Origin of the sequence: Pseudonocardia sp. (assembly GCF_050250275.1) — a bacterium.
Lineage (GTDB): Bacteria > Actinomycetota > Actinomycetes > Mycobacteriales > Pseudonocardiaceae > Pseudonocardia.
In genome coordinates this window covers 54,063-80,094 of the sequence record NZ_JBFWOY010000027.1, presented here as the reverse complement: position 1 = coordinate 80,094, position 26,032 = coordinate 54,063, and the positions used below count along the sequence as shown (strand labels likewise).

The 26,032-nt window shown below is 69.6% G+C and carries 20 protein-coding genes; 5 read left to right on the top strand and 15 right to left on the bottom strand.

The annotated features are described in order from the left end of the window. Window positions 1-12: 12 nt before the first annotated feature. The 6 genes from AB7F12_RS22865 to AB7F12_RS22840 all read right to left on the bottom strand — a co-directional run bounded on the left by AB7F12_RS22865 (window position 13) and on the right by AB7F12_RS22840 (window position 5,216). Entirely contained in the window at window positions 13-1,497 is a 1,485-nt protein-coding gene (locus tag AB7F12_RS22865; protein ID WP_428501176.1) for a sensor histidine kinase, read from the bottom strand. Between the two features lie 107 nt (window positions 1,498-1,604). Beyond that, window positions 1,605-2,132, bottom strand: a complete 528-nt coding sequence (locus tag AB7F12_RS22860) for a DUF5130 family protein (protein ID WP_428501177.1) — start codon at window positions 2,130-2,132, stop codon at window positions 1,605-1,607. After that, window positions 2,122-2,361 carry an aa3-type cytochrome oxidase subunit CtaJ gene (gene ctaJ / locus AB7F12_RS22855; protein ID WP_428501178.1) on the bottom strand — a complete coding sequence of 80 codons (240 nt, stop codon included), beginning with the start codon at window positions 2,359-2,361 and terminating at the stop codon, window positions 2,122-2,124. The genes AB7F12_RS22860 and ctaJ overlap by 11 nt, the downstream gene beginning before the upstream one ends. 104 nt (window positions 2,362-2,465) lie before the next feature. Next, a complete protein-coding gene (locus tag AB7F12_RS22850) occupies window positions 2,466-3,332 on the bottom strand; it encodes a hypothetical protein (protein WP_428517990.1) in 867 nt (288 codons plus the stop codon). A 226-nt stretch (window positions 3,333-3,558) separates the two neighbouring features. Next, a complete protein-coding gene (locus AB7F12_RS22845) occupies window positions 3,559-4,236 on the bottom strand; it encodes a sugar transferase (RefSeq protein WP_428502267.1) in 678 nt (225 codons plus the stop codon). Window positions 4,237-4,277: 41 nt separating this feature from the next. After that, a complete protein-coding gene (locus AB7F12_RS22840; protein WP_428502268.1) occupies window positions 4,278-5,216 on the bottom strand; it encodes a phytanoyl-CoA dioxygenase family protein in 939 nt (312 codons plus the stop codon). A gap of 91 nt (window positions 5,217-5,307) precedes the next feature. Between AB7F12_RS22840 and AB7F12_RS22835 the strand changes: the two genes are divergently transcribed. From AB7F12_RS22835 to AB7F12_RS22825, 3 genes are read left to right on the top strand one after another with little or no spacing between them, the layout of a single operon-like run. Next, window positions 5,308-7,377 carry a polysaccharide biosynthesis protein gene (locus AB7F12_RS22835; RefSeq protein WP_428517988.1) on the top strand — a complete coding sequence of 690 codons (2,070 nt, stop codon included), beginning with the start codon at window positions 5,308-5,310 and terminating at the stop codon, window positions 7,375-7,377. Further along, window positions 7,374-8,588 (top strand): DegT/DnrJ/EryC1/StrS family aminotransferase, encoded by a 1,215-nt coding sequence (locus tag AB7F12_RS22830; protein ID WP_428517986.1) that lies wholly within the window; start codon window positions 7,374-7,376, stop codon window positions 8,586-8,588. The genes AB7F12_RS22835 and AB7F12_RS22830 overlap by 4 nt, the downstream gene beginning before the upstream one ends. An 18-nt stretch (window positions 8,589-8,606) precedes the next feature. Then, the gene (locus tag AB7F12_RS22825; RefSeq protein ID WP_428502271.1) at window positions 8,607-9,842 is read left to right on the top strand and encodes a glycosyltransferase family 4 protein; all 1,236 of its coding nucleotides are present in this window, start codon (window positions 8,607-8,609) and stop codon (window positions 9,840-9,842) included. Here the strand turns inward: AB7F12_RS22825 and AB7F12_RS22820 are convergent. From AB7F12_RS22820 to AB7F12_RS22795, 6 genes are all read right to left on the bottom strand, one after another. Further along, window positions 9,821-10,753, bottom strand: a complete 933-nt coding sequence (locus tag AB7F12_RS22820) for a GNAT family N-acetyltransferase (protein ID WP_428502272.1) — start codon at window positions 10,751-10,753, stop codon at window positions 9,821-9,823. The two genes, AB7F12_RS22825 and AB7F12_RS22820, sit on opposite strands and share 22 nt — an antisense overlap. A gap of 323 nt (window positions 10,754-11,076) precedes the next feature. Next, window positions 11,077-12,414, bottom strand: coding sequence for an O-antigen ligase family protein (locus AB7F12_RS22815; protein ID WP_428502273.1), 1,338 nt, complete (start codon window positions 12,412-12,414; stop codon window positions 11,077-11,079). Continuing rightward, window positions 12,411-13,574, bottom strand: coding sequence for a glycosyl hydrolase family 28-related protein (locus AB7F12_RS22810; RefSeq protein WP_428502274.1), 1,164 nt, complete (start codon window positions 13,572-13,574; stop codon window positions 12,411-12,413). The genes AB7F12_RS22815 and AB7F12_RS22810 overlap by 4 nt, the downstream gene beginning before the upstream one ends. After that, complete coding sequence (locus AB7F12_RS22805) at window positions 13,571-14,422, bottom strand: glycosyltransferase family 2 protein (protein ID WP_428516810.1); 852 nt, start codon at window positions 14,420-14,422, stop codon at window positions 13,571-13,573. The genes AB7F12_RS22810 and AB7F12_RS22805 overlap by 4 nt, the downstream gene beginning before the upstream one ends. A 14-nt stretch (window positions 14,423-14,436) precedes the next feature. Continuing rightward, on the bottom strand, window positions 14,437-15,648 hold the full coding sequence (locus AB7F12_RS22800) for a lipopolysaccharide biosynthesis protein (RefSeq protein WP_428516812.1): 1,212 nt from the start codon (window positions 15,646-15,648) through the stop codon (window positions 14,437-14,439). An 80-nt stretch (window positions 15,649-15,728) separates the two neighbouring features. Then, the gene (locus AB7F12_RS22795) at window positions 15,729-17,702 is read right to left on the bottom strand and encodes a polysaccharide biosynthesis tyrosine autokinase (RefSeq protein ID WP_428502404.1); all 1,974 of its coding nucleotides are present in this window, start codon (window positions 17,700-17,702) and stop codon (window positions 15,729-15,731) included. Window positions 17,703-17,984: 282 nt separating this feature from the next. Between AB7F12_RS22795 and AB7F12_RS22790 the strand changes: the two genes are divergently transcribed. Next, complete coding sequence (locus AB7F12_RS22790) at window positions 17,985-18,911, top strand: GNAT family N-acetyltransferase (RefSeq protein WP_428516814.1); 927 nt, start codon at window positions 17,985-17,987, stop codon at window positions 18,909-18,911. Between the two features lie 49 nt (window positions 18,912-18,960). Here AB7F12_RS22790 and AB7F12_RS22785 read toward each other — a convergent pair whose 3' ends face one another. Continuing rightward, window positions 18,961-20,280: a UDP-glucose dehydrogenase family protein gene (locus AB7F12_RS22785; RefSeq protein WP_428502406.1), complete on the bottom strand. Its 1,320-nt coding sequence runs from the start codon at window positions 20,278-20,280 to the stop codon at window positions 18,961-18,963. A gap of 95 nt (window positions 20,281-20,375) precedes the next feature. Continuing rightward, the gene (rfbB, locus tag AB7F12_RS22780) at window positions 20,376-21,362 is read right to left on the bottom strand and encodes a dTDP-glucose 4,6-dehydratase (RefSeq protein WP_428502407.1); all 987 of its coding nucleotides are present in this window, start codon (window positions 21,360-21,362) and stop codon (window positions 20,376-20,378) included. 170 nt (window positions 21,363-21,532) lie between these two features. Between rfbB and rfbA the strand changes: the two genes are divergently transcribed. Then, window positions 21,533-22,441 (top strand): glucose-1-phosphate thymidylyltransferase RfbA, encoded by a 909-nt coding sequence (rfbA, locus tag AB7F12_RS22775; RefSeq protein ID WP_428502408.1) that lies wholly within the window; start codon window positions 21,533-21,535, stop codon window positions 22,439-22,441. A gap of 64 nt (window positions 22,442-22,505) precedes the next feature. Here the strand turns inward: rfbA and AB7F12_RS22770 are convergent, their stop codons facing one another. Continuing rightward, a complete protein-coding gene (locus tag AB7F12_RS22770) occupies window positions 22,506-25,925 on the bottom strand; it encodes a tetratricopeptide repeat protein (protein ID WP_428516816.1) in 3,420 nt (1,139 codons plus the stop codon). Window positions 25,926-26,032 lie beyond the last annotated feature (107 nt).

Genomic DNA, 26,032 nt, shown 5'->3' with positions numbered 1-26,032 from the left:
CCGGGGGTCGGATCAGTTCCTGCCGGGGATGCGGTCGTCGACGTTCTCGGCGGCGGGATCGGCGGCCACGAGCCGCAGGCGGGCGACGGTGCCAGGACCGCCACCGGCCAACCCGTTCCCGCCCGGGAGCAGGACGAGGCTGCCACCGTCGTGTTCGGCGAGGCGGCGGCTGATGTGCAGGCCGAGCCCCGACCCGCCGCGGCCGGCGTCGCGGGTGCCGCGCTCGAACAGGCTCTCGGGGTCGCCCGGGGGCAGCCCCGGCCCGTGGTCGCGCACGTCGACGACCACGGCGGGTCCGTCGCCACGGGCGGTCAGCGTGACCGGAGCACCGGGTGCGTGCCGCTCGCAGTTGGCCAGCAGGTTCGCGACGACCTGCGACAGCACCGCCGAGTCCCCGCACGCTCGCAGCCCCGGCTCGACGTCCAGCTCGACCTGCTGGTCCGACCCCGCTGCGCGCAGCGCGACGAGCCCGCTGAGCACGGGTTCGACGGCGTAGGTGCCGTCGACGGTGAGCTCCTCGCCGTCGAGGATGCGGTGCAGCCTGCCCAGCTCCGACAGGACGGCCAGCTTGAGCCGCTCGTGCTCGTCGTCGCCGGGATCGGCACCGAGGAGGTGCGTGATGCCGGCGAGCCCGGCGATGCCGTTGCGCAGCTCGTGGTCGCGTTCGGCGGCGTGCTCGGCGGCGCGTTCCATGTGCCGGGCGGCGGTCTCGAGCTCCTCGCGCTGCACGGTCTCGCGACGGCGCACCGAGCTGAGCGCGGCCGCAGCGAGCTGCGCGACGCCGACGAGCACGATCGCGAGGCCGAGGAACCGCAGCGCCCCGAACGCGAGGCTCGATGTCGCCCCCGTCGGGGCGACCAGCCGGTACAGCTGGGCGGCCGCGATCACGACGAGGCCCAGCCCGATCCGGGCCCGCGGCATCGACCGTCTGGTCAGCGCGTCGACGACGAACCCGACGGCGACGACCACCCACCCGACGAGGACGACGAACGTCGGGATCGGACCCTCGACGATCACGCGGACCGGCTCGGTGCCGGGCACGGTGAGGGCCGTGACGGTGGCGACGGCGCCGAGTGCCGCGACGACCCAGCCGCCCCACCAGCCCAGCCGTCGGGGCGGGCGGACGGCGACGACCAGCAGGATCAGTGCCGTCGCGTAGGCGACGAGGCGGGCGAGCCGGTGCGGCACGTCGAGCGTGGCGCCGGGGGCCGCCGCCGTCCACGGCAGCACCACGACGCAGTACAGGACGAGCGCGGGCGCGAGCCACGCCATCCGGAGGTCGCCGAACAGCCGGCCGACGACGACCGACAGGATCGCCGCGCCCGCCCCGACGGTGGCCGCGGCGACCGTCAACGTGGCCGTGGCCAGCGCCGGGTCGACGCCGGCGACGGGGCCGCTGACCAGCCCGCGGGCGACCAGGATCCCCACGCCGACGCACACCACCGCGGCGACCAGCACGTCGACGGCCAGCCGCGCGGGGAATCGCAGCGCGTTCAACACCTCGACCCTTCGCCTCCTGTTAGGGAGTGAGCGGGATCACACCAAGGTGCTCAAGCTAACCATGCGCGCACAAATGACACGCCAGGGGTAACCCGATTGCCGGGTCAGACCACGACCTGCTCGCGGATGCCGACGTGCTGGATGGGGGCGTGCCGCCCGGCCTGGTCGGCCAGCATCCGCAGCCCGCTCAACAGCCCGCCGACCAGGTCGCCCTCCTTGAACGACGCCACCATGCTCATGATGGCGAGCTTCGCGCTGCGGTCGGGCAGCCGGACCCGCGCGTCGTGGCCCGTGAGGACCTCGACGAACCGCTGTCCCGGGCTGACCGCGATCAGCACCGCGTCGGCCGCGCCCTCGACACCCGCGTGCAGCTCGCCCGTCCGCGCCACCGGGTCCTCGCCCAGGTCGCCGACGTAGACGTTGAACCGCAACCCGGTCGAGCGGCTGGCCAGCATCATCGCCTCGTCGATGCGGGACAGCTGCTGCGGCGAGAACGGCTCCGCCTCCGGCAGGGTCTCGGAGTAGGACTCCGCCGCCGAGACGCGCCCCGACAGGGTCACGTTCGCGCCCTCGGGAAGGTCCTTGGGGTCGACGACGGTGCCGTGACCGTGGTCGCCGTGGTCACCACTCACCGCGCGCACCTCCTCGTCCGGTCGCCGCGGCCGGGTCGCCGACCCGCCCCGGGGGCAGACCGGTGCCCGCCGGGTTCGCCGTCCAGAACAGCGGCTCGTGCGTCCACGGCTGACCGACGCGGTAGCGCGACCGACGGCTGCGGTTGCGGCCGACGATCACGGCGAAGAAGGCCCCGTAGACGGCGGCCGGGATCAGCACGTAGATGCCGATGGTCTGCCACACGCTCATGTCCGGGACAGTACTGGAGACGACCTGGTCACGAACATGTGATGCCTGACGTCGCATCCCCCGCGCGGGGGATGCGACGTCAGGTGGCCGGCCGGAGCTCCGGTTCACGCGAAGTTCGACAGCAGCTCGAGGACCCGGTCGACGTCCGCGTCTCCGTAGCGGTGATCGAGGGGCACGGTGAGGATGCGGGCGGCAAGATCCTCGGCACGCTCGTCCCCCGTCGACACGCCCTCCCACGGCTGAGGCCAATGCACGGGGGCGAAGACGCCTGCGCCGGCAAGATGGCTGCGCAGCGCGTCGCGCGCCTCTCCCGAGTTGCAGACCAGCTGGACGTTGAAGGGCACGTCACCGCCCGACGACGGCAGCAACACGGCCCACGGCCCGCCCAACGACGCAACGCCGTCCTCGACCCGACGGGCGTTGCGGGTGCGGCGATCGCGCATGCCGACGACGTCCAACGCCTGGAGAACAGCCTTGCTGAAAGCGCTGATGCCCGGCATACCCTTGGTCACGCCGTCCTCACCGGCGAGCTGCAGCTGTCTGAAGGTGCCCTTCTCGACAGCAGCGCCGGCGAGCCAGGCGGCCTTGAGCACCATGGCCTCGAGCTTGTCCCCGGCGGCGGCGCAACCGACGCTCGAGGCGGCGGGTACCGGGAGTCCGCGCGGAGACCACAACGCTGCTCCGTCGGGAACGGGCAGGACCTTGCGCAGCGAGGCCACACAGTAGTCGGCGTCGCTGGCAACTGCCCAGTCGGAGAACGGCGCATGCGTGTGGTCCTCGACGTACAGCACGTCGGGGTGATCGCGTCTCCAGTCCTCCCACCATTTCGGATCGGCCTTACCGAAGGTGTTGACCGCGACGACGATGTCGCCGGGTACGGCCCGCAGCGAGTCGAGATCGGGGCCGTTCCCGTCGGGCAGTTCGCGGTACCAGCCGATCCGCGCGACGTCGAGGCCGAGCCCCACTGCCACGGCGACACAGAAGAACGTCGGAAAGAAGAGCGTGCGAGGTCTTGCGGAGTTGCGGTCGTGGAGAAGTGCCCGCAACGCTCCGGTCGCGGAGGCGTAGAGGCTCTCCTCAGTGAACCGCGGGTCGGGCGGAGAGACCGTCGGCAGGAGAACGGTCGGGTCCCAGTGGAACTCGGACCCGACCTCCCATCGCTGCGTCGGTCCGTTCCTGCGGCCCGGCCGGACCGGATCAGCCACCGGCGGCAGCTCGCAACCGGTCGATGTTGTGGTCGTCCTCGATCATGACGGGCTCGTCGCGGCCGATCTGCGCGAACGTCATCCAGACGATGCGGGCGTCGAGGCCGATCGACTGGTTGTCCACGTACCAGGCGTCGAGTTTGAAGCGCTCGGGCCACGGGAGGTCATCGCGGCCGTTGACCTGGGCCCAGCCCGTGATACCCGGCTTCACCTCGAGTCGGCGAGCGTCGGCGGCCGTGTAGTTGACAGCCTGCTCCGGCACGTCCGGGCGGGGCCCCACGAGCCGCATGTCGCCGCGGGCGACGTTGATGAGCTGCGGCAGCTCGTCGAGGCTCGTCCTACGCAGGAGTCTGCCGACACGGGTGATCCGGGGGTCGTTGTCGACGATGCCGAACGGATCGTCGGTGAGCTTCATCGTCTGTCCGAGCCGGACGGCGTCGTTCACCATCGTCCGGAACTTGAACATCCGGAACACGACGCCGTCGCGCCCGACCCGGTTCTGGATGAAGAAGACCGGCCGGCCGCTGGTCACCAGGACGGCGAGGACGAGCACCGCGAGCAACGGTGCAAGCACCGCGAGCAACGCAATCGCGACCGCGCGGTCGACCACGTCTCGAGTACCGATCCCGAGCGTCCGGAACGGGTTGCGCCGCCCGCTCTTCTGAAGCATGTCCTACCCCGCTTTGCGAGTGGTTCGAATCCCGGCGGCCGTCAGCGGGTCCTCGCCGACCACAGGACCGGGAAGAACTCCGGGTCCTGGTAGTCGGGCGCCCCGGCGGCGTCCTCACGGCAGATGCCGTCCAGGTAGTGGTGGATGTCGACACCGTTGTTCACGAACGGCCGGTGACGGTTGTCACCGTCCTGCAGGTAGAGGGCGAGTGCCATGCGGTGCCCGGCACTCGCGTTGGGCCTGCTGCCGTGCACGAGGTAACTGTGATGGAAGCTGACCTGCCCCTTGCCCATGACCATCGGCACCTCGACGAGTTCGCGGCCGCGACTGCGGAACTGTTCGGCCACACCGTCGAGGTCCTGGTCGTTGAAGAAGCGCAGGTGCTCGGTCTCGGGCCACTTGTGGCTGCCGTCGAGGACGACGAGCGGCGCGCGGTCGGGCGTCACGTCGTGGGTGGGAACCCAAGCGGACAGCATCTTCTTCGACGTGCAGTTGGACGAGTAGGAGTAGTCGGTGTGCCAACCGACAACGCCGCCACCGCCACCGACACCTGATGGCGCCTTGTAGACGAGAGTGTCCTCGAACAGCCGGGTCTCGTCGGTGCGAGCCAGTCGGGCCGCGATCGCGCCGACGATCGGCTGGAGCGCGAGGTCGCGAAGTTCGTGGTTGCGGTACGACGCATGCTGGCTGTTCCGCACGGCGTCGCCGTCGCCCGGTGACCAGTCGGAGTACCCGGTCTCGATCGGAAGCCGGCGGTCCCAGTCGCCGCTGTAGAACCGCTCGGCGCCCCGTGCGGCACGGTCGAGGACCTCATCGGACAGAACGCGCTTGGAGATGTACCAGCCGTGCTCCTCGTAGAACCGGATGTCCTCCTCCGATGGGAGCAGCGCCTCCTGCTCTGCCGTGAGGGACATCGGGTCCTGCTCCGCCACGTCGCGATCCGCGCCGTCCGCCGCCCTCGTGAGCAACCCCTCGGTCATGGACCAATCCCTCCTCGCCGTAACACTGTGTCTACATTCCTGAAGGTCGCATCACTCGGTGCGGGTGTTACACCAGCCATGAGTACTCCTAATGGCCCAGTCGTGCTCGCATTCTGCTTCACTGCGATACATGATCTTGGGCCGTTCGGATAACACTTCAGGGAGAGATAACGACTCCCTGTGCATCGGCCTTCGTCAGCATCGCCGATTGGGAAGGGGAGCTCCCGTGGGTATGGCTACGCGAGCGGGGTGGCCGCACCGGATGTCGCCTGTCGCGTTCGCGGCACTGGACGGTGCCGCATGGACTGTCGGACTCCTGGCAGCCGTCTGGGCTCGGAACGAGTGGGAGCTTTCGTCCCATTCGGACGGCGGGGGGGCCGCTGTCACCTCGGTCCTGATCGTTGTCGCGGTCCAGATCGCCGTCGGACTGCTCGTCCGTCTCTACAGGGGGCGTTTCTGGGTCGGCAGCCTCGAGGAGGCCAAGCACCTCGGGGCCGCGGTGCTCTGTTCCGGAGCGGTGCTCCTGGCTGTGTCACTCACCACGTCCGGTCTCACCGTGACACCATCGGTGGTCCTGACGGCGACCCTCCTCACCGTTCTCATCTGCGAGACGGTCAGGGTCCTGGTCCGCCGCGGCCTGGAGTCGGCGATGCGCGCGATCAACCCGGACGCGGAGCGGGTCATCGTGTTCGGCGCGGGTGAGGCAGGACGCCAGCTGACCCGGTCCATGCTGTTCGAACCGGGCAGCCGCTACCTGCCCGTCGCGTTCATCGACGACGACCGCAGGTTGCGCGGCCGGACGCTCTCCGGCGTGACCGTGCTCGGGAGCCGCGAGGACATCGAGACGGTCGCGGCCACCGTTCGTGCCGACCTTCTCGTGATCGCGGTGCCCAGCGCTGGGCCGGAGGCCACGACGGTCGTGGCCAGGGCGGCGATGGAGGCGGGTCTCTCCGTCAAGGTGCTGCCGCCCCTCGCCGAGTTGGTCGAGTCCTGGGTCGGCTTCACCGACCTGCGCGACATCAACATCACCGACCTGCTCGGCCGGCGACCGGTCGAGACCGACGTCGCCGCGATCGCCGACCGCCTCCACGGAAGGAGGGTCCTCGTCACCGGCGCGGGTGGCTCTATCGGCTCGGAGCTCTGCCGTCAGATCCATCGCTTCGACCCCGCAGAGCTGATCATGCTCGACCGGGACGAGTCGGCGTTGCATTCGGTACAGCTGTCGATCCATGGCCGGGCCCTGCTCGACTCTCCCGACGTCGTTCTGGCCGACATCCGCGACGCGGTGACCATGCGCACGATCTTCGAGCGGCGTCGTCCCCACATCGTGTTCCATGCGGCGGCGCTGAAGCACCTGCCGATGCTCGAGCAGTACCCGGACGAAGCGTGGAAGACCAACGTCATCGGGACCCAGAACGTCCTCGACGCGGCAGTCCACAGTGGTGTCGAGACGTTCGTCAACGTCTCGACCGACAAGGCCGCCAACCCGATCAGCGTCCTGGGCCGATCGAAACGGTTCGGCGAGCGGTTGGTCGCGAGCGTGTCTCGGTCCGCCGCGACCGGCACCTACCTGTCCGTCCGGTTCGGGAACGTCCTCGGCAGCCGTGGCTCGGTGCTGATGACGTTCGCCGACCAGATCGCGTCGGGGCGCCCGCTCACGATCACGCATCCCGAGGTGACGCGTTTCTTCATGACGATCCCCGAGGCCGTGGAGCTGGTCATCCAGGCCGCAGCCATCGGCCGACAGGCGGAGGCTCTCGTCCTGGACATGGGCGATCCGATACGCATCGTCGACGTCGCGCACCAGCTCATGGAGCTCGCGGGCCGGCAGACGCAGATCGTCTACACCGGACTCCGGCAGGGCGAGAAGCTGCACGAGGAGCTCTTCGGCGACGGCGAGCGCGACGTCCGGCCGCACCATCCGGCCATCTCACACGTCGACGTGCCACCGCTCGAGCCGGAGCTCGTCTCATCACTGTGGACGGTCGTCGACCCGTCGGAGGCGATGGAGCGAGCCAGCCGCACAGTCGCTGCCACCCCGGTGACGCCCCACGAGGCTCCGATCGTCCCGGCGCAGGCACAGCTCGTACTGACCGTGCCCGCCGAGCCCCCTCTCCAGGTCATTTCCGGCCAGCACCAGACCGAGCGGGCGGCACAATGACACGCACCTTGTCCTCCCTCGCGATCGACGGGGGCCCGGCAGTGCGCAGCACACCGATGCCCGGCTGGCCCCACTACGACGCCGACGAGCGCGATGCCGCCGGAGCGGTGCTCGAGTCGGGACGCGTCAACTACTGGACCGGGGACGAGTGCCGTTCCTTCGAGCGCGAGTTCGCGTCGTGGAACTCCGCCCCGTTCGCCGTCGCGGTGTCGAACGGCACGGTCGCGCTGGAGCTCGCCCTGGGCGCTCTGGGAGTCGGAGCGGGCGACGAGGTCGTCGTGCCGGCCGCGACGTTCGTCGCCACCGCCGCGGCTGTCGCGACCTGCGGCGCAGTCCCGGTCGTGGCCGACATCGACCCCGCCACGCAGGGTCTGTCGGCGGACACGCTGGAAGCGGCGATCACGCCCCGGACCGTCGCAGTGGTGGTCGTCCACCTCGCCGGAGTTCCCGCGGACATGCCCGCGATCATGCAGGTGGCCCGGCGACACGGCCTGCGCGTCGTGGAGGACTGCGCCCAGGCGCACGGAGCACGACTGGGCGGGCAGGTGGTCGGCGGCTTCGGCGACATCGCTGCGTGGTCGTTCTGCCAGGACAAGATTCTCAGTACCGGCGGCGAGGGCGGTGCCGTCACGACCGCGGACGAGGCTCTCTGGCGACGCTGCTGGGAGCGGAAGGACCACGGGAAGAACTACGACGCCGTCTTCCACACCGAGCACCCGCCCGGGTTCCGGTGGCTGCACGATCGTTTCGGTACGAACGCCCGGATGACGGAGTTCCAGGCGGCGATCGGTCGGATTCAGCTGCACAAGCTGGGCAGTTGGGTCGCCACCCGACGATCGCATGCAGCCGCGCTCACCGCCGGCCTCGAGGACCTGGTCGCACTGCGGCTACCGGCACCTTCGACCGATGCGGAACCCGCCTGGTACCGGTACTACGTCCACGTCCGCCCGGATCGGCTGGCCGCCGGCTGGGACCGCGGCCGGGTATGTGAGGCGCTGCAAGCGGAGGGTGCGCAGGTGAACCACGGTGGATGCATGGAGATCCACCGCGAACGCGCGTTCGCGAACATCCGCCCCACGTCGGAGCTTCCTGTCGCGGCCGAACTCGGACGCACCGCGCTCGCCGTACTCGTCCACCCGACGCTGACCGGAGACGACGTCCACGACACCGTCGAGGCGTTCCGCAAGGTCATGGCCGTCGCCACCGCCTGATCACGACCAAGGACAGCCGTGCGAATCACGTACATCCACCAGTACTTCGTCACCCGATCGATGCCCGGCGGCACGCGGTCCTACGAGCAGGCGCGCCGTCTCGTCGACGCCGGGCACGAGGTCCACGTGATCACGACGGACTCCGACGCGACCGAGCTGTCGCTGCGGTGGCGGACGACTCAGGAGGACGGGATCACCGTTCACTGGCTGCCCGCGCCATATTCCAACACTATGTCGTTCGCCCGGCGGATCATTGCGTTCTTCCAGTTCGCCCTGTTCGCGACTATCAAGGCCACCCGCATCGGCGGCGACGTGGTCCTGGCGACGAGTACGCCGCTCACGGTCGCCGTTCCGGGCGTGATCGCCGCGAAGCTGCGGCGGGCCAGGTTCGTCTTCGAGGTCCGCGACCTGTGGCCGGAGCTCCCCATCGAGATCGGGGCCCTGCGCAATCCGGTCGCCCGTCGTCTCGCCTTCGCTCTTGCCCGCTTCGCCTACCGCAACGCCGATCGCGTCATCGCCCTGTCCCCCGGGATGAAGGACGGCGTTGTGGCCCAGGGATATCCGGCGGAGTCCGTCGTCGTCGTCCCGAACGCCTGCGATCTGGACCTCTTCGCCACCGATGATTCCGCCGCGGCGGAGTTCCGCGCCGCACGCCCGTGGTTGCAGGACCGTCCCCTGGTCACCTATGTCGGCACGTTCGGTCTGATCAATGGTGTCGGGTACCTGGTCCGGCTGGCTGCGCGGGTCGCGGAGATCGACCCCGAGGTCCGGTTCATGCTGGTGGGTGACGGCGCGGAGCGCGACGAGGTGGTCGCGCTCGCCCGAGAGCTGGGCGTCCTGGACCGGTCGGTGTTCGTCGTTCCACCCGTCACCAAGGCCGAGGTCCCGACAATTCTCTCGGCCGCCACGGTGGCGACCAGCATGTTCCTCCCGCTGCCCGGGATGGCCGCCAACTCTGCCAACAAGTTCTTCGACGCGCTTGCTGCCGGCCGGCCGATCGCCATCAACTACGGCGGCTGGCAGGCACCGATCCTCCAGGAGTCCGGAGCCGGCGTCGTCCTCGATCCGTCAGACCTCGACCTCGCGGCGAAGGACCTCGTGGCGAGGGTCCGTGACGACCGATGGCTCGCGGAGGCGCGTCGCGCGGCCCGCATGCTGGCGACGACGAGGTTCTCCCGTGACACGCTCTTCGACGCGTTCTCAGAGGCCGTGACAGGTGAGCGGTCGGCGCGTCAGCGGGCCGGGGCGCGGTAGGACGGGAAGTACCCCGTCTCGATGTCGCCGCTGCTGAGTGCCGCGTACCGAGCCGGATCGCACACCAGCTCATGGGTGACGAAGCTCGCTTCGGTGTTGGTGTAGCTGCGCTTCGAGGCCTCGATGCCGTCGCCCGGGGTGAGGCCTCCCCCGTGGTTGAGCCTGACGGCGAGCCGGTCGGCGAGATCGAGGGTCGCGACCGTGGCGTTCTTGCCGGGGGACCGCATCCGGTGAGCCGTCCGTGTCCCGGCGAGGTAGGAGTGCAGCACTCCGTCACTGCCGACGAGCAGCTCCGCTGCGGCGACGTCGCCGTCGGGGCCCCGTGTGACGGCCAGCCACGAACGTTCGAAGTCGAGGCACGTACGCAGGTACTTCGGCGAGAACTCGTAGCGCGTTGCGGCGCCGACGTGCGACATCGTCTCGGCGTAGGCAGCGGCGAAACCCTCCAGGACCTCGTCGTCGACATCGCGGCCGTCGAGTACTTCGGTGGAGTAGCCGTCTTGCTCGTTGCGGCGGACGTCGCGCCGATAGGACTTGCTGACCGTCCGCGGCAGCGCAGGGTCGTAGATCATCACCCTGCCGCGCGCGGTGCCACCGGCCAGCGACGGAGCGCCGAGCCCATCACGGATGAACGCGGTCACGAGCCCCGTTCCCGAGAGGTCGACCTCGCGCGCGTCGGGCGCGTCCCCCTCTGTGGTCGCACCCGGGTAGCCGTACGGCGAGACGGCATCGCGGTCCGACGTACCCGGGACGTCTCTCACGACCAGCGGGATCGCACACCTGCCGGTGTCGGTCTCGATGACGAGCGTGTGGGTGACTCCCTCCGCGTCCAGGAATCCCGGATGACGGAAGAACTCGTCGGCCGACGCCGCACGTCCTTCGTCGGCCAGCAGGTCGACGCGTGCCGACACCAACTCCGCCCCCCTCGATCGTTACGCCACGTACAGAACTACTCACTCAAGTACCGTGGCCCTGGGTTTCTACCAGCCCCGGTCACCGGCTCGAGTCGGTGCTCCGATCAGCGGTCACTGGGAGGCGGCGACGTGGCTTTCGTCCACCTCGACCAGTTCGGCCGCGCGTTGCCGCCGCCTCGGGCCGGCACACCGGACGGTACCGAGGGCCCACCCCTTCCGCCTGACATGTGCCGGCTGTGCTGGCGTGACCGCCTCCAGTGGCGCGACGGCGTGTGGATGCTAGACCACATCGGGCCGTACGACTCCTGCCTGCATGCCTGTCACGACAGCGGGACATTCCTCGACTCGACGAGCTGACGGCGTCGGTCCACGGTTGCTGCAGTCCGCTTCTCGGCAAGCTGTGCGCCGGCGAACAGCCCGATCATCACGACGACCAGGTGGGTCGAGGTGACCGCGGTGAGTGCATCTTGGACCGATCCTGCGACAGCGACGGCAATGAGCACGAAACCGGCCAGCGTTGCCCAGAAGCGTGTGGTGAGTGACGCGTCCCGGTCGGCCGCCACTCGCCTGGAGCGCACGTAGACGGTGACGAAGATGGCGATGAACAGGCCGCCGACGAGGAGCCCGTAGTCGAGGACCGCACGCAGGACGATGTTGTGCGCCTCCGTCCACGGGTACTCCGGGGTGCCGAGCTGTCCGGGGCCTATACCGATGAGGAACTGGTCGTGGACGATGCGCAGCAGCGGGCTCCAGATCAGGTCGATCCGGTCGGACACGCCGCTCTCGGCGCCCTCCGTCGACAGCCGTCCGGCGTTGGGCAGCAGCGCGACGAGCGCACCGAAGACGACGAGCAGGACGACTACGAGGATCGGCTTGCGGCCACGGTCCAGCGTCGGTCGGGCGGCGAGGAACACCACACAGACGGCCGCCGCCACGAGGGAGACCCGGGACTGGGTGACGAAGGTACCGGCGAAGCCGATCACCATCATGGCAACCGCGAAGGGCCGGGATCTCATCTTCGTCCGGAACTCCGCCGCGCCGAGTGCGGCGACGACTGCGAAGTAGAAGCCGGCGCCCAGCGAGCTGGGCTCGCCGATCAGCATCGGCCCGTACGACTGGGTGACGCTGGAGACCGCTTCGCCGAGCAGCGTCTGCGGCTTGCCGACGATGAGCTGGTAGACGACCCATGCGCTGTTGAGCAGGACTCCGAGATGCATCGCCCGCAAGGCCCATGGCCCCGCTCTCGGCCCCGCTCGCAGGTAGAGGGCCGCGACGACGATGGCGATCACGAACGGTTCGACGGCACGGCCGAGGAATGCGACGGCGCGCAGCGGCGACACCGCCGGATCGAAGAGGTGGAGGGTGGTGACCGTCGCGGCTCCGACGAGCCACCACACGAACCAGGAACCCCAGGTCGCGACAAGGGATGGGAGGCTCGAGGCGAGGAAGGCGAAGCAGATCAGGAAGAGGAAGTCCTGGAGCCGGGCGTCGACCGCCTTGTCCGCGGCCTCGCCGAGGCGGAGCCGGGGACTTATCGCGACAGCCAGCACCATCGTGCAGAGCAGGACGCCGAAGAAGCCCTCTCGCAGCGACTCCTGCCGGATGCGCAGGAGGGGTGTCTCCGGTCGAAGGCGGCGCAGGGCGGGTGCGATCGTCATTTCGGCGCCCAGCCGGTGGCGTCGGTTCCCGCCTGCTTGACGTAGAGCGTCGTACCCTCGGCGCCGTCGGTGCGGATCCAGAGCGATCCCACAGGGCCGACCTGCGCTCCCTCGGGGTCACCGGTCCCCCAACGGATCGAGGGCGCCTTGTCGGGCGTGCTGGCGGCCGACTCGCCGCCGCTCACGATCGCCTTGCCAGGGTTCACCGTCAGCCTCGACACCCGGACGATCGCGCGGTCGGCCGCAGGGGTGCCGTCCCAGGTGGTGACGGGCTCGTCCTTGAGGTCGCCGATGACGGTGGCGTTGGAATCGTGCAGCTCGAACGGTGTCGCCTTGTTCGCCTCGGTGTAGAGGTTGATGATCGTCGCCTCGGCGCCGGACATCCGGAGCCCTGTCCGGCAGTACTCTGCGATGTCGCCGTTGAACACCGACAAGACCGGGCTCTGGTCGCAGAGGATGCCGTAGTTCGCCCCGGCGGTGATGTAGTTGCCCCAGGTCGCCATGGTGGTGCCGGCGAGGCCCGTCGAGCGGTCCGGTGTGAAGTGGATTCCGGCGTTCCCGTTGGTGCCGCTGGGGTCGGCTGCATTGATGCGGTTCCAGGCGATCTGGGACTGGAGCCCACCTTCGAAGCGGACGCTGTCGCCGCCGAAGCCCTCGATGCCGCACTGCTGGATGATCCAGCGACGCGGGTAGAGGACGACGATGCCGTCGTCTCGGTTGCCGCGCACGGTGTTGCGGATGAGGACGTCCCGAACAGTGCCCTGATCAGAGCTGTTGACCGCACGCAGGAACGAGGAGCGGCTCGTGATCCTCGTGGTCTCGCGGGAGGCGCCACGGATCGTCAGGTTCGGGACGGCGTCGAGGAGGAGCGTATTGGTGACATAGTCACCGGGGGGGACGAACATCTCTCCCCCACCCGCCGACTTGACCATCGACAGCACCTGTTGGAACGCCGCCGTGTCGTCGGTCTGTCCGTCGCCGATGGCCCCGTGGTCGCGGACGCTGGTCGTGAGGGTGCTCGGAGTCTGCGTGAGATCACCGGCTTGCTGCTTGCTACCGCTGGTGAGGAAGATGCGCGGGTCTGCGGCGTCGGCAGCGGCCGCTGTCGTGAGCGCTCCCCCGAGGCCGATGAGCCCGAGCATGCGGCGCCTGTGGATCACGGTGTCGCACGCTCCGATGCCGCCCCCCGAGCCCTGCGGACGTGTGCGAGCTCGCGCTGGACGAACCAGACCCCTTCTCTCTTGCGCCGGGTGAGTTCGCGGCTGGGCATTCGGCCGGTGGTGGCGTGGCCGAGGTGGCGGACGCGGGCCGCCGGGTCGTACACGACAGGAACGCCGCGCTCCCAGCAACGACGGGCGACCGCGACCTCCTCGCCGTAGAGGAAGCGCTCGTGGTGCACGTCGAGACCCGCGGTGAAGTAGCCGCGGGAGAACACGATGACCGAGCCGTGGGGGGCGAAGATGCGCTGCTCCGGCTGTGTGGGCGGGGTGGGCGCGATCGATCGTCTCCTCCTGCCTGTGACGGCGGTGGAGTACGTTCCGGCGAGCCTGCCCAGCAAGTGTGAGGACAGCACCGCCGTCCGGAGCGCGGTCCTGCCACGGCTCGGCACGCTGCTCATGAAGGGATTCTGCTCACCCATGACGGGCGAGACGACAGAGGGTGCCAGCACGAGTGGCTCGTCGGCGTCGCGACGACGCAGGTGGGCGACGAACCCGGCGTCGTCGAAGCGGATGTCCGGATTGCAGACGACGATCCACTCGGGGGCTGCCGGGCCCACACGCAGGTCGTCGACGCCGAACTGGGCGCCGTTGAAGTACCCGAGGTTGTTGTCGGGGCGCACGACGCGGACACGCTCACGGGCGGCGAGCTCGTCGAGGAGGGCCCGGTCGTCACCGGAGCCGTTGTCGACGATCACGAGTTCCCAGGCGGGGTCGTTCTGCGTCAGGAGGGTGTCGTAGAGCTCGGAACAGTGACGTTCACTGTGGTAGTTCACACAGACGATCGCCACGGACGGTACGGGCCTCACAGGACCTGCCTTTTCATCCGGTGCCACGAAGGCGCACAGAAAGCGAGATAGGTGGCCGGGCCGGCGAGCGCGGCGCAGGCGGCGCCCACCCCACCGAGCGGCGGGACGAGCAGTACCGCGAGACCGATGCTCACGACGATGGCGACCATCATGTAGATCAGCATCGACCGGCTGCGGCGGTCGATCTCGAGGGGTTTGTGCAGGATGAGCGCGGTCTGCCAGAGGATCGACGTCACCAGCAGGAGGATCACGGTCACCGCGTCGAAGGGTTCCGGATCGAGGCCGATGATCCGCGCGACGAGCGGGCTGGCCGCTGCGCCGAGAACCAGGACCACAGCCGACAGCAGGTTCTGTTTGCGGAGCATGCTGCGGCATTCGACGACCGCCTCTGCGCGTCGGTCGTCGTTCCACAACGCCATGACTCGAGGGTGTCCGGCGAGGACGAACGGGATCAGCACCATGCCCGCGCCTCGGACGACGATGTCGTAGAGAGCCGAATAGTGCCCGGCGGCCGCGGGGCCGTTGACCGCGGTGATCACGAAACGGTCGGCGAACTGCACGATGGTGGAGCCGGCGAGCCAGAACGCCATCGGCCAGCCGTAGCGCCACCACTCACCCACCTCCGCACGGCTGAGGATGCGCCGGGTCGCCGGCGCGACCCGCTTCCCTCGGAAGGTTCCGGCGACCATGCCTCCAGCAAGGGCGACGAGAAGCCCCCAGGCGAACGGGAGGACGAGGCACGCGACGATGCCGAGCGCGAAGCCGACGAGGGCGCGGATGATCTCGAGTCGCGCGTAGACCCCGGGCATCTGGGCCGACTGGACGTCGGCGAGCGCGAGTGACTGTGCGCAGCTGACCACGGCGAACAGGCCACCGGCGATGACGGCGGGAAGAGTCGTGTCGGATCCGGTGGAGACGACGCCGAGGCCGATGACGAACGGCGCCGCCACCACACACACCGTGATGAGCACCCAGGTCGGCACGTCGTCGACGCGGTGGGCACCCGATTCGCGGAGCAGCGCCTGCCGCGTCCATCCGGTGAGAATGTTGGCGGCGACAGCCGCGCCTGCGAGGTACAGGCTCGCGAGACCGTACTGATATTCCCCCATGAACCTCACGTAGAGGATCACGCTGACGAACGAGACGGCTCCGGGGACCGCTTTGGAGAAGAGGTATCGGGCTTCGGCGCTGGCGACGACACCGCGCACCTGCGACGGCTTCGCGTGTCGGGGCCGACTTCGCGGTGGTGGCACTGTGATCCCCATGCGAGCAACCGGTCCTGTCGTCGTCAGGGACGGCCGGCAGGGTGCCGCGGCTTGGGGCTCGGGGGCTTCGGAGCAGGCCGGAACAGATCGGGCTCGGATGCCGCCGCCCGGAGCTTGACGGTCGCCTCCACGTCGGCGTTCGCGACCTCGCCCTTGGCGCCGTCATCGCCGGACGTTGGCTCGCCGGTTGTGGTCTCGGTCGCAGAGGCTGCGGGCTCGGCCGGCCCGGGACTGTCCGGGATCGTGCGGGCAGTCTTCTGCCTGCCCGGCTTCGGTCGGGCCGGCCTCGACACCGACGACGGCTGCGGCGCCTCCGGCTCCGTGGCAGCGCCGGGTTCGGATCCGGTCGAGCGCCGTGTTGCGTGGTTCGGCGTGGCCGAATCGGGCGTCAGGTCGCGGGGCCTCGGCGGGGCGAGTTCTGTGGACACGGGGCCGCTGGGCGTGACTGCTTCGTTCTTCACGGTCGCCGACTCGTCGGCCCGGATGGCGTCCGTCAGGCTGACGGCCGCGCCGTTCGTGGTGGCGTGGTCGCGCTCGTCCTGCCTGGGAGCCTTGCGGAGGTCCGGCCGGGCGCCAACGGGCACCGCGACCTGCTGGTCCGCGGCGGGCTCGGCCTCGTCCCGCACGCGGTCATCCGGTGCGCGGTCGACGGTGTCGGCGTTGCGGACCGTCCGTGCTGCGCGGCGCCTTGCTCCGGCAGGCGCCATGTCGAGGACGAATCCGACGAGGTTTCCGGACACCGCGGCGAGGGCCCGGACAGCTTCGCCGGCGTCCTCGACGGGTGTCTTGCCGTAGCGGGTGACGAGGATGGTCGCGTCGCAGTGGGGCGACAGCACGGCTGCGTCGGTGAACGGGACGATGGGCGGCGCGTCGACCAGCACGACATCGTAGCGACGAGCGAGGTCGCCCAGCAGCTCCTGCATGATCTGGGAGGCCAGCATCTCGCTGGGGTTGGAGATCTCGGGCCCGCTGACGAGCACGTCGACGCCGGGAACCCCGTCCCACGGCTGAACGGCGGCCGCCGGGGCGCAGGAGCGCTGGAGGACACCGACGAGGCCCTGGTCGTTGGGCATACCGAGGTAGTCGGCCACCCGCGACTCGCGAAGGTCGGCGTCGACGATGACGACCCGGCGCCGTTCCAGGCCGAAGGCGATGGCCAGGTTGCACACGATCGCGGTGCGGCCTTCCACCGGGAGCGCGCTGGTGACCAGGAAGGTCCGTGCGTCGCCGCCGACGGCGGCCCGCAGGTTGGTGCGCAGCTGACGGAACGACTCCGCGAGCGGACCGCGTGGCCGTTCGTGCATGAAGATCGGGTACTCGCGCAGGCTCCGGTCGAAGGGGATCACTCCGAGCACGGGCCCGCCATCGAGGTCTTCGAGGGCCTCGATCGTGCGGACGGAGCGGTCGACGACGTGGGCGATCAGCGCGGTCGCGAAGCCGAGGATGAGACCGGCGACGAGGCCGAGACCGATGTTGGTCACCATGCGCGGAGATGCCTCGGACGACGGCAGCTCTGGGCTCTGGAGCACTTGGACGGTGACCGGCGACGACGGTGCGTCCTCGGTCGCCGCTTCCTGCTCGAGCCCGTTGACGAGCCTGATGAAGACTTCGCCGACGGCGGTTGCCATGCGCTCGGCGAGCGCGGGCGTGGACGCTGTCGTCGAGACCTGGAGCACCGGGCTGTCGGTGTCGAGACTGACCGAGATCTGGGACGACGCGACCGGGGTACCGACGGAGGCCTGGACGTCACGCCGGACGCGGTCGTCGAGGATCAGCTGCGAGTAGACCTTCGCCTTCTGTTGCGCGAGCAGACCACCCTGGTACGCCTCGTCGAGCGCGGACACATTGCGCGACGAGACGTAGAGCGACGTGGTCGCGGTGTACTGCGGACTGCTCAGCAGGCCGTAGGCCGCGCCTCCGATCATGCCGATCAGCAGGCAGACGAGCACGATCAGCTTGCGTTCGCGCAGAACACGCAAGTACTCACTGGGCGCCACGAGATCCCCTTCTGGCGGTATTGACATCTGTTAGCTCGCCCTTCGGGGGGCAAGTGGTACCGCTGAGCAACGAGGTTCACCCATACGGGGTATGGAGACTCGCTCATCTGAGACAATCGATGCTCACGCTCCGTCATAATGCGCACTAACGCATTCAATGTCCGATTTGTCGACAATCCTCGACGAACGACACATTACGCGCTCGATGAATCGTGCGAGATCGTCCTCGGGGGCAGCTGTCGTACCTGTATTCGACAGGCCGTGACGAATGGGGGACCGAGGGTGAGTCGGCTCGTCGAACTACGCTCTGACCAGGGCGAAGCCGCGGTCGACAACGAATTCTTCCGGTCCGCGGAGTTCTACGCCGTGGAGGGCGTGACACATACCCTCCTGTTCACCTCCGAACGAGAATCCTGTGCGATTCCTGTGATTGTGCGTGAGATCCCTCAGGGCGGCCGCGACGCCGTGTCTCCGTACGGCTACCCGGGAGGGTGCGGCGCGTTCGATCCCGTGACCTTGGGTGCCGATGCACTCGCCGGAGCCGGTCTCGTGAGCATCTTCGTGAGGGATCGCCTCGGGTCACCGACGCTCGCAGGCGGGAACCCGCGATCCACCGTGCTGCTACACGATCCACGCAAGCCGCGTCAGGTCCGCGCCACCACGACGAACAACGTCCGCCGCAACATCGACCTCGGATTCACGACGTCGACGACGGTAGGCCCCGACCTCGACGAGGATGCACTGGCGCAGTTCACGAGCTGCTACCGCGAGACGATGACGCGCGTGGCGGCGGCGACCCGCAACCTCTACGACGCGGACTACCTCCGCGCATGCCTGTCGTTCCCACGGTCCTGGCTGGTTGCGACGCACGCACCGGGCGGGGGCTTCGCGGCGGGGATGCTGCTCGTGCGCAGCGACGACACACTGCACTACTACCTCGGCGGCACCACCGACGCGCACCTCGACCGGTCACCCGTCCGCAACGCGTTCCTCGCCGCGATGGACCTGGCCGACTCGCTCGGCCTGCCCCTCAACTTCGGCGGTGGAATCCACCCCGGCGACGGCCTGGAGAAGTTCAAGCGCGGCTTCAGCAACGCCGAGGCGACGTTCACGACACATGAGATCGTCGCCGACGTCAAGGCGTACGCGCGCCTCTCGGGCGAGGAACCGAACGCGGCGTTCTTCCCCGCCTACCGGGCGCCGGCGTGACCGGCGCCCGGTAGGGCGGGTCGTGACCGGGGTTCGACGCGCTAGACGGTCAGCCCGCGCGCCGGCCGAGCGCCCGGTAGCTCCATCCCGCCGCCTCCCAGCGGTCGCGGTCGAGGGCGTTGCGCCCGTCGAGGACACGCTTCTGGGCGACGACCTGTCCGAACGCGACCGGATCGAGCTCGCGGTACTGCTTCCACTCGGTCAGCAGAAGGACCGCGTCGGCCCGTTCGGCCGCCTCTTCGGCGGTGTCGGCGTAGTCGAGCTGCGGCCAGTCCCGCTTGCAGTTGTCGACGGCGGCGGGGTCCGTCACCCGGACGGTCGCGCCCTGGAGCCCGAGCTGCGCGGCGACGTTGAGCGCCGGGGAGTCACGGATGTCGTCGCTGTCGGGCTTGAACGCCGCCCCCAGCACCGCCACACGCTTGCCGAGGAGCGACCCACCGCACACCTCGCGCGCGAGGTCGACCATCCGGATCCGGCGGCGCATGTTGATGTTGTCGACCTCGCGCAGGAACGTCAGCGCCTGGTCGGCACCCAGCTCCCCGGCGCGGGCCATGAATGCCCGGATGTCCTTCGGCAGACAGCCGCCGCCGAATCCCAGACCCGCGTTGAGGAACTTGCGCCCGATCCGGTCGTCGTGGCCGATGGCGTCTGCGAGCTGTTTCACGTCGGCGCCGGTGGCCTCGCACAGCTCGGCCATGGCGTTGATGAACGAGATCTTGGTGGCCAGGAACGAGTTCGCCGCCGTCTTCACCATCTCGGCCGTCGCGTAGTCGGTGACGACGAGCGGTGTGCCTGCCCCGACGATCGTCGCGTACACCTCGTCGAGGCGGGCGCGGGCGGTCTCGCCGTCCTTGCCGGAGGGGACCCCGTAGACCAGCCGATCAGGATGGAGGGTGTCCTGCACGGCGAAGCCCTCGCGCAGGAACTCCGGGTTCCAGGCCAGGATCGCGCCGGGCGCCTTGTCGGCGACCATCTCGGCGAGCCGCGCGGCCGTCCCGACCGGCACCGTCGACTTGCCGACGACGAGGTCGCCGGGCGCCAGCACACCGAGCAGGGATTCGGTTGCGTCCTCGACGTAGCGCAGGTCGGCGGCGTACTCGCCTCGCTTCTGCGGTGTTCCGACGCACACGAAGTGCACGCCGGCGCCTGCAGCCGCGGCCATGTCGGAACTGAACGAAAGGCGGCCGGACTCCAGCGAGCGGCGCAGGAGGTCCTCGAAGCCGGGCTCGTAGAACGGCGCCCGGCCCGCGCTGAGCGCCTCGACCTTGGCCGCGTCGACGTCCACACCGACGACCTCGTGCCCGAGCTCGGCCATCGCCGCCGCGTGGACGGCACCGAGGTAGCCACAACCGATGACAGAGAGCTTCACTGCCGAACTCCGATTCAAGGGATCCGATGCGCCCCGTCGACCGGGCGCAGATGACGTGTCGGTGCGGCGTCGCGACCGTGCCGCGGGCCGGGTGGTCACCGGGCCACCGTCGTGCTCTTGAGGGGTTCCCACCAGTCGCGGCGGTCGCGGTAGAACGCGACCGTCCCGGCCAGACCGTCGGCGAACGGCACCTCCGGAACGTACCCGAGCTCGTCGCGGATCTTCGACCAGTCCACCGAGTACCGACGGTCGTGCCCCAACCGGTCGGCCACCGGCTGGATCATCGACTCGTCGGCGCCGACGGCGTCGAGCAGCAGATGCGTCAGCTCCCGGTTGGACATCTCGGTGCCGCCGCCGATGTTGTAGACCTCGCCGTCGCGGCCCTTCTCGACCACCAGCTGGATGCCACGGCAGTGGTCGTCGACGTGCAACCAGTCGCGCACGTTGCGGCCGTCGCCGTAGAGCGGCACCTTCCTGCCGTCCAACAGGTTCGACACGAACAGCGGGATGACCTTCTCCGGGAACTGGTACGGCCCGTAGTTGTTGGAGCAGCGCGTGATGCACACCGGCAGCCCGTGGGTGCGGTGGTAGGCGCGTGCCAGCAGGTCCGACCCGGCCTTCGACGCCGAGTACGGCGAGTTGGGCTCCAGCGGGTGGGTCTCGGGCCAGGAGCCCTCGTCGATCGAGCCGTACACCTCGTCGGTGGACACGTGCACGAACCGGCCGACCTTCGCCTCCAGCGCGGCCTGCAGCAGCACCTGGGTGCCGACGACGTTGGTCGACACGAAGTCGCCCGCGCCGGTGATCGAACGGTCGACGTGGGACTCGGCCGCGAAGTGGACGACGACGTCGACGCCGGCCATGACATCGGTGACCGCGGTGGCGTCGCGGATGTCGCCCTGGACGAACCGGTAACGCGGCGAGTCGGCGACCTCGACCAGGTTGGTCAGCGTCCCGGCATAGGTGAGCAGGTCGAACACCGTGACGTCGGCGTCGGCGAACGCCGGGTACGCCCCGGCCAGCATCTTGCGGACGTAGTTCGAGCCGATGAAACCCGCTCCGCCCGTCACCAGCAGTCGCACGCGTGAAGCCTCTCGGTAGCTGTACGGCGGAGCGTCCGCCGATCACGATGTCGTTCGGGAGGCCATCAATGTTGCGTCGGTGTGGCGTACCCGCCGAGAGGTAACGCTGCGTGCACGTCGCCCGAACCACACCCCGGACAGCCCATCGGGGCTGAGTGGGGGGACTCGAGTTGTCGACGTGCAAGGGCATCGTTCTGGCCGGGGGCTCCGGCACGAGGTTGCACCCGATCACCCGCGGCGTGTCGAAGCAGCTGCTGCCCGTCTACGACAAGCCGATGATCTACTACCCGCTCTCGACGCTGATGCTCGCGGGCATCCAGGAGATCCTCGTGATCTCGACCCCCGACGATCTGCCCGGGTTCCGACGCCTTCTCGGCGATGGCAGTGAGCTCGGTCTCCAGCTGTCGTATGCGGAGCAGGCGCATCCGAACGGGCTGGCAGAGGCCTTTCGGATCGGGGCGGACCACGTCGGCGACTCCCCGGCTGCGCTCGTGCTGGGCGACAACATCTTCCACGGTCAGGGCTTCTCGGGGCTGCTGCACGACTCCCTGATGCGGGTCGCGAAGGACGAGACCGGCTGTGTGCTGTTCGGTTACCCGGTGCGCGATCCGGAGCGCTACGGCGTCGCGGAGGCCGACGAGACGGGGCGCCTGATCTCGATCGAGGAGAAGCCGGCCGTGCCCCGGTCCAACCGGGCTGTGACGGGTCTGTACTTCTACGACAACGACGTCGTCGAGATCGCTCGTGACCTGAAGCCGTCGGCTCGGGGCGAGCTGGAGATCACCGACGTCAACCGCGTCTACATGGAGCGCGGTCGCGCCGAGCTGGTGGACCTCGGGCGCGGATTCGCCTGGCTCGACACCGGCACCCACGAGTCGCTGCTCGAGGCGGGTCAGTACGTGCAGGTGCTGGAGAACCGCCAGGGCATCCGCATCGCGTGTCTCGAGGAGGTCGCGTTGCGAATGGGCTTCATCGACGCCGCGGCCTGCTACGCGCTCGGTGAGCGCCAGGCCAAGTCGGGCTACGGCGAGTATGTCATGGACATCGCCCGGTCCTTCGAGACCGGCGCAGCGCTCTAGGCCTCCTGTCGGAGCACCGCGTTGCTGCGGCCCGCACCCGGTGACGAGTGCGGGGCCGCAGCGGTCACGGCTGATCCCCCCTGGTCCGCCGAGGGCCCGGCGCCCGACCGGCGTGTCCGGGTCTCGGACGTCGACGGGCGTCGTCGAGCCATCTGACATCGACAGCATGTCCCGCCGTCGCGACCTCCTCGAGGTGGGAACGGGCGACGGCCGTGTCCGGATGTGACGGGCCGAGTTCCCGAAGCCGACGGTCGAGCACGTCGGAGAACACCGCGTGCGCTCCTACCGTGTTGCCGCGCCGCAGCAGGACGAGGCCGAGCGCATCGAGGCATCGCATCACCTCGAAATCGAACGCGCCGTGGATACGGGTCTGCTCGTCGACGACCTCGCGAGCCAGGCCTTCTGCTTGTTCCAGCTGTCCGGTCAGTCGAAGGAGCCACACTGCGGCAAGCCGGCAGCGCATCCGCTCAGGATGGTCGGTCGGCCTGCCGAGCGCGCCGAGCCGGTCGTCGAGTGTGCGCATCCGTCCCAGGCCGATGTCGTGGCGCCCGCTCGCTCCGAGCAGCCAGGCCTGCCGATAGACGCTTGTCAGCGTGTGCGGGTGTTCCGGACCGAGTACGTCCTGACGTCGTTCGAGCGCGCTGTTGCAGAGGTCGAGTGCCTCCGTGTACCTGCCCGCGATGCCGACGGCCCAGCTCAGGTAGTCGAGGGTCGCCATCGTGTCGCGGTGGTGCGGTCCGAGGGCGTCGTCACGGTCGGACAGGATCACTCCGAGCGACCGTTCGCACTCCGCGATCCTGCCGCGGAGCCCCTCGACGTAAGCGAGGGAGTGCCGAATTTCGAGCATGGGCCGGCTGCGGCGGCCGAGGACCGGTCCTCCGATCGCGACCAGCCCGCGGAGCCGGTCGCGGGCGTCGCCGAGTTGCCCCCGCCGTGTCACGACCCGGGCCAGGAGATATTGGGTCAGGAGCGTCACGGGGTCGGCCTCACCGAGAACGCCCCGCCTGTCGGCGAGGACAGCTTCGAACTCGCGAGCCGCGGTGCCGATGCGCCCGTCCTTGAAAGCTGCCCACGCTTGAAACGACCGGCTGTCGAGGGTGTGCGGGTGATCCGCGCCGAGCACGGTGCGCCGCGCGTGTGCGACCTCCCGGAGGGCGTCGGCGGCCTTCGCTGTGTGTCCCTGTTTGAGCAGCAGCTTGCCGAGCAGATAACGGGTCCGCAGCGTGCGTGGGTGGTCAGGGCCGAGCACCGCACGCTGGTCCCTCACGAGATCGAGGTAGATGCGCTGAGCGACGGAGAACCGCATCTGGCGCGTTGCGACCCAGCCCAGCCTGCTGCGGACCATCAGCGACATCGGATGTGTCGGACCGACCGTCCTGCGCAGGACTCCGCTCAGGTCCTCGAAGATCTCGAGGGCCTCGTCGCAGTGGTCGGTACGTGCGAGCAGCCACGCGAGCCGGTAGCGCGAAGTGTGCACCTCGAGATGGTCGGTTCCGCCCAACACCTCGGTACGCAGCTGGACCACCCGGCGCAGTTCGTCGGCCGCCTCCGCATCCTGGCCCCTGAGCGCCAGTACCCAGGCGACGCGGTGTCGGGTGGCGAGCGTGTCCCGGTGCCGGGGACCGAGGACCTCCGTTCGATCGACGAGAACCCCGGTGAACCGGTGCAGGGCAGGTCCCAGGAGCCGTTGCTCGGCGAGCAGCCACGCCAGGCAGTCGCGGGCCGAGAGAGTCTCGGGATGCCGACGGCCGAGCACCCGGACCTTGGCCGTCACGATGCGACGGACCTGTGCTTCGGCCCCGGCCAGGTCACCGTTCGCCGTCGCGGCCATCCACGCGCGGGTCTGCAAGGCATCGAGCAGGACGGGATCGTCCCCGTCGAGCCTGTCCGTCGCTGAAAGCGCCCGGTCGAGCAGATCCATCGCGCTCGGGTAGCTGTCCGCGCGCATCAGCCCAGTGGCGACGAGTGCGGCGGCGCGCAGCACGGCGGCACGAACGGTCCGGCCGCCGGGCCGGTCCTCCGCATTCAGCTGTACCGCTGCTGTCAGTGCCTCGACGTGGGGCTGCAGCACGAGGAGCATCGGCCAGTGCGCGGGCAGGCCGGAGTCGAGGGCGTTGACTGTGCGCTGCAGCGCAGCCGTGGCTGCGGCGAAGGCCCCGGCAGGATCAGCGTCGCCCCCCGGCCGCGCGAGGTCGGCCACTGCAGGGTGCAGGTTGACACACCGCTGTCCCCCGGCCGGTGTGGCCTCTCGGAGAAGTCCGACCTCCACGAGTTCGTCGAGCACGCCACTCGGGAGGTCGGCCAGCAACGACACCGGGAGCGGCTCGTCGACGGCGAACCAGGCGGCACGGCGCAGCATCGATCGTGCAGCGTCGCGGTGCGCGGCCGGGATCGCGTCGATGCAGGCACCGAAAGCCGTGGCGACCGGTCCCTGTGCGTCGCTGCCCGTCTGAGCCGGATCGAGCGCGGCGACGATCTGTTCGAGCCGCACCTCGCCGCCACGAGTCGCGGCGTCGGCTGCACTGACCAACGCGAGCGGTACTCCCCCGAGACGCTCGGACAGGGCACGTGCCTGCTGCACGCGGTGGTCGCCCACGTGTACTCCCACCCCGAACACACGATCGAGGACTAGGCGTGCACCGTCCGCCGCCTCGAGCGGGCCGATGCGGTCGATGGCAACGTCGGGTCCCCACCAGTCCACCGGGCCTGTCCGGCTGGTGACGATGACCGTCCCGTTGGGGCTGCGCCGGGACCAGTAAGGGGCACCGGCCAGGTCCGCCCCCGCGTCGTCCAGCACCAGCACCCAGGGCTGCGACGCCGCGTCGAGTAGTCGCCACAAGCGGTCCACCCGCTCGATGGGATCGGCCCGCAGCGCGGCTGCGACGGTCCGAACGCTGGCGCCGAGCGCCATCGCCGCTCGCCGAAGACCTTCAGCGAGCTCGTCGTGATCATGAGCGCTCGCCCAGAGGGTCCGGATTCCGAGCGCGCACAGTTCGTCGGTGACGGCGCGCGCAACAGTCGTCTTGCCGTGACCGGACTCTCCGAGGAGGACGCGAACGGGTCCACCGGGGCTGGCCCCCGCTGCTGTGAGGCGCGTGATGAGGTCGGCACGTCCGTGCACGGGCTCGTCGTAGACGGGGGGAGCGACTGCCGACATGACAGTGTCGGGATCGGTCGGGTCGGCTCCCGGCAGCCCGGAGACCTCCCGGACCGGGTGGCCGTGTTGCGCGGGCGGCCGACGCTGCTCGTGCAGTACCGCCTCGTAGAGCGCGCGGTAGCCGTCGTCGATCCATCGTCCGCCGAGGTGGCGCACCAGCTCTTCCATCAGGTCGGCGTCGTCGGGGACGTGGTCGCCGGTCAGGACCCGCTCGAGGTCCTCGACGCGGAGCGAGCCGGACGGCCCGGCCCCGGCCCCGGCCCCGGCCCCGACGACAGCGACGATGGTGTCCATCGGGCTGCCGTCGGCGTCGAGCAAGCGCCGCATCTCCCGCGACCATGCGTCTGCCGCCGCCGTTCGGGCTCCAGACGCGTCCGTTCCCGGCGGCATCCCGAGGACTTCAGCGACATCGTCGAGGGACGCCTCCTCAGCGA

Bases quoted from the DNA above. Each gene is read 5' to 3' on its own strand.
- AB7F12_RS22770 (WP_428516816.1), bottom strand. From the start codon at position 25,925: ATGCGGCGCTTGCTCGACGCCGACGGCAGCCCGATGGACACCATCGTC.
- AB7F12_RS22835 (WP_428517988.1), top strand. From the start codon at position 5,308: ATGGCCCAGTCGTGCTCGCATTCTGCTTCACTGCGATACATGATCTTG.
- AB7F12_RS22840 (WP_428502268.1), bottom strand. From the start codon at position 5,216: ATGACCGAGGGGTTGCTCACGAGGGCGGCGGACGGCGCGGATCGCGAC.
- AB7F12_RS22830 (WP_428517986.1), top strand. From the start codon at position 7,374: ATGACACGCACCTTGTCCTCCCTCGCGATCGACGGGGGCCCGGCAGTG.
- AB7F12_RS22845 (WP_428502267.1), bottom strand. From the start codon at position 4,236: ATGCTTCAGAAGAGCGGGCGGCGCAACCCGTTCCGGACGCTCGGGATC.
- ctaJ (WP_428501178.1), bottom strand. From the start codon at position 2,361: ATGAGCGTGTGGCAGACCATCGGCATCTACGTGCTGATCCCGGCCGCC.
- AB7F12_RS22815 (WP_428502273.1), bottom strand. From the start codon at position 12,414: ATGACGATCGCACCCGCCCTGCGCCGCCTTCGACCGGAGACACCCCTC.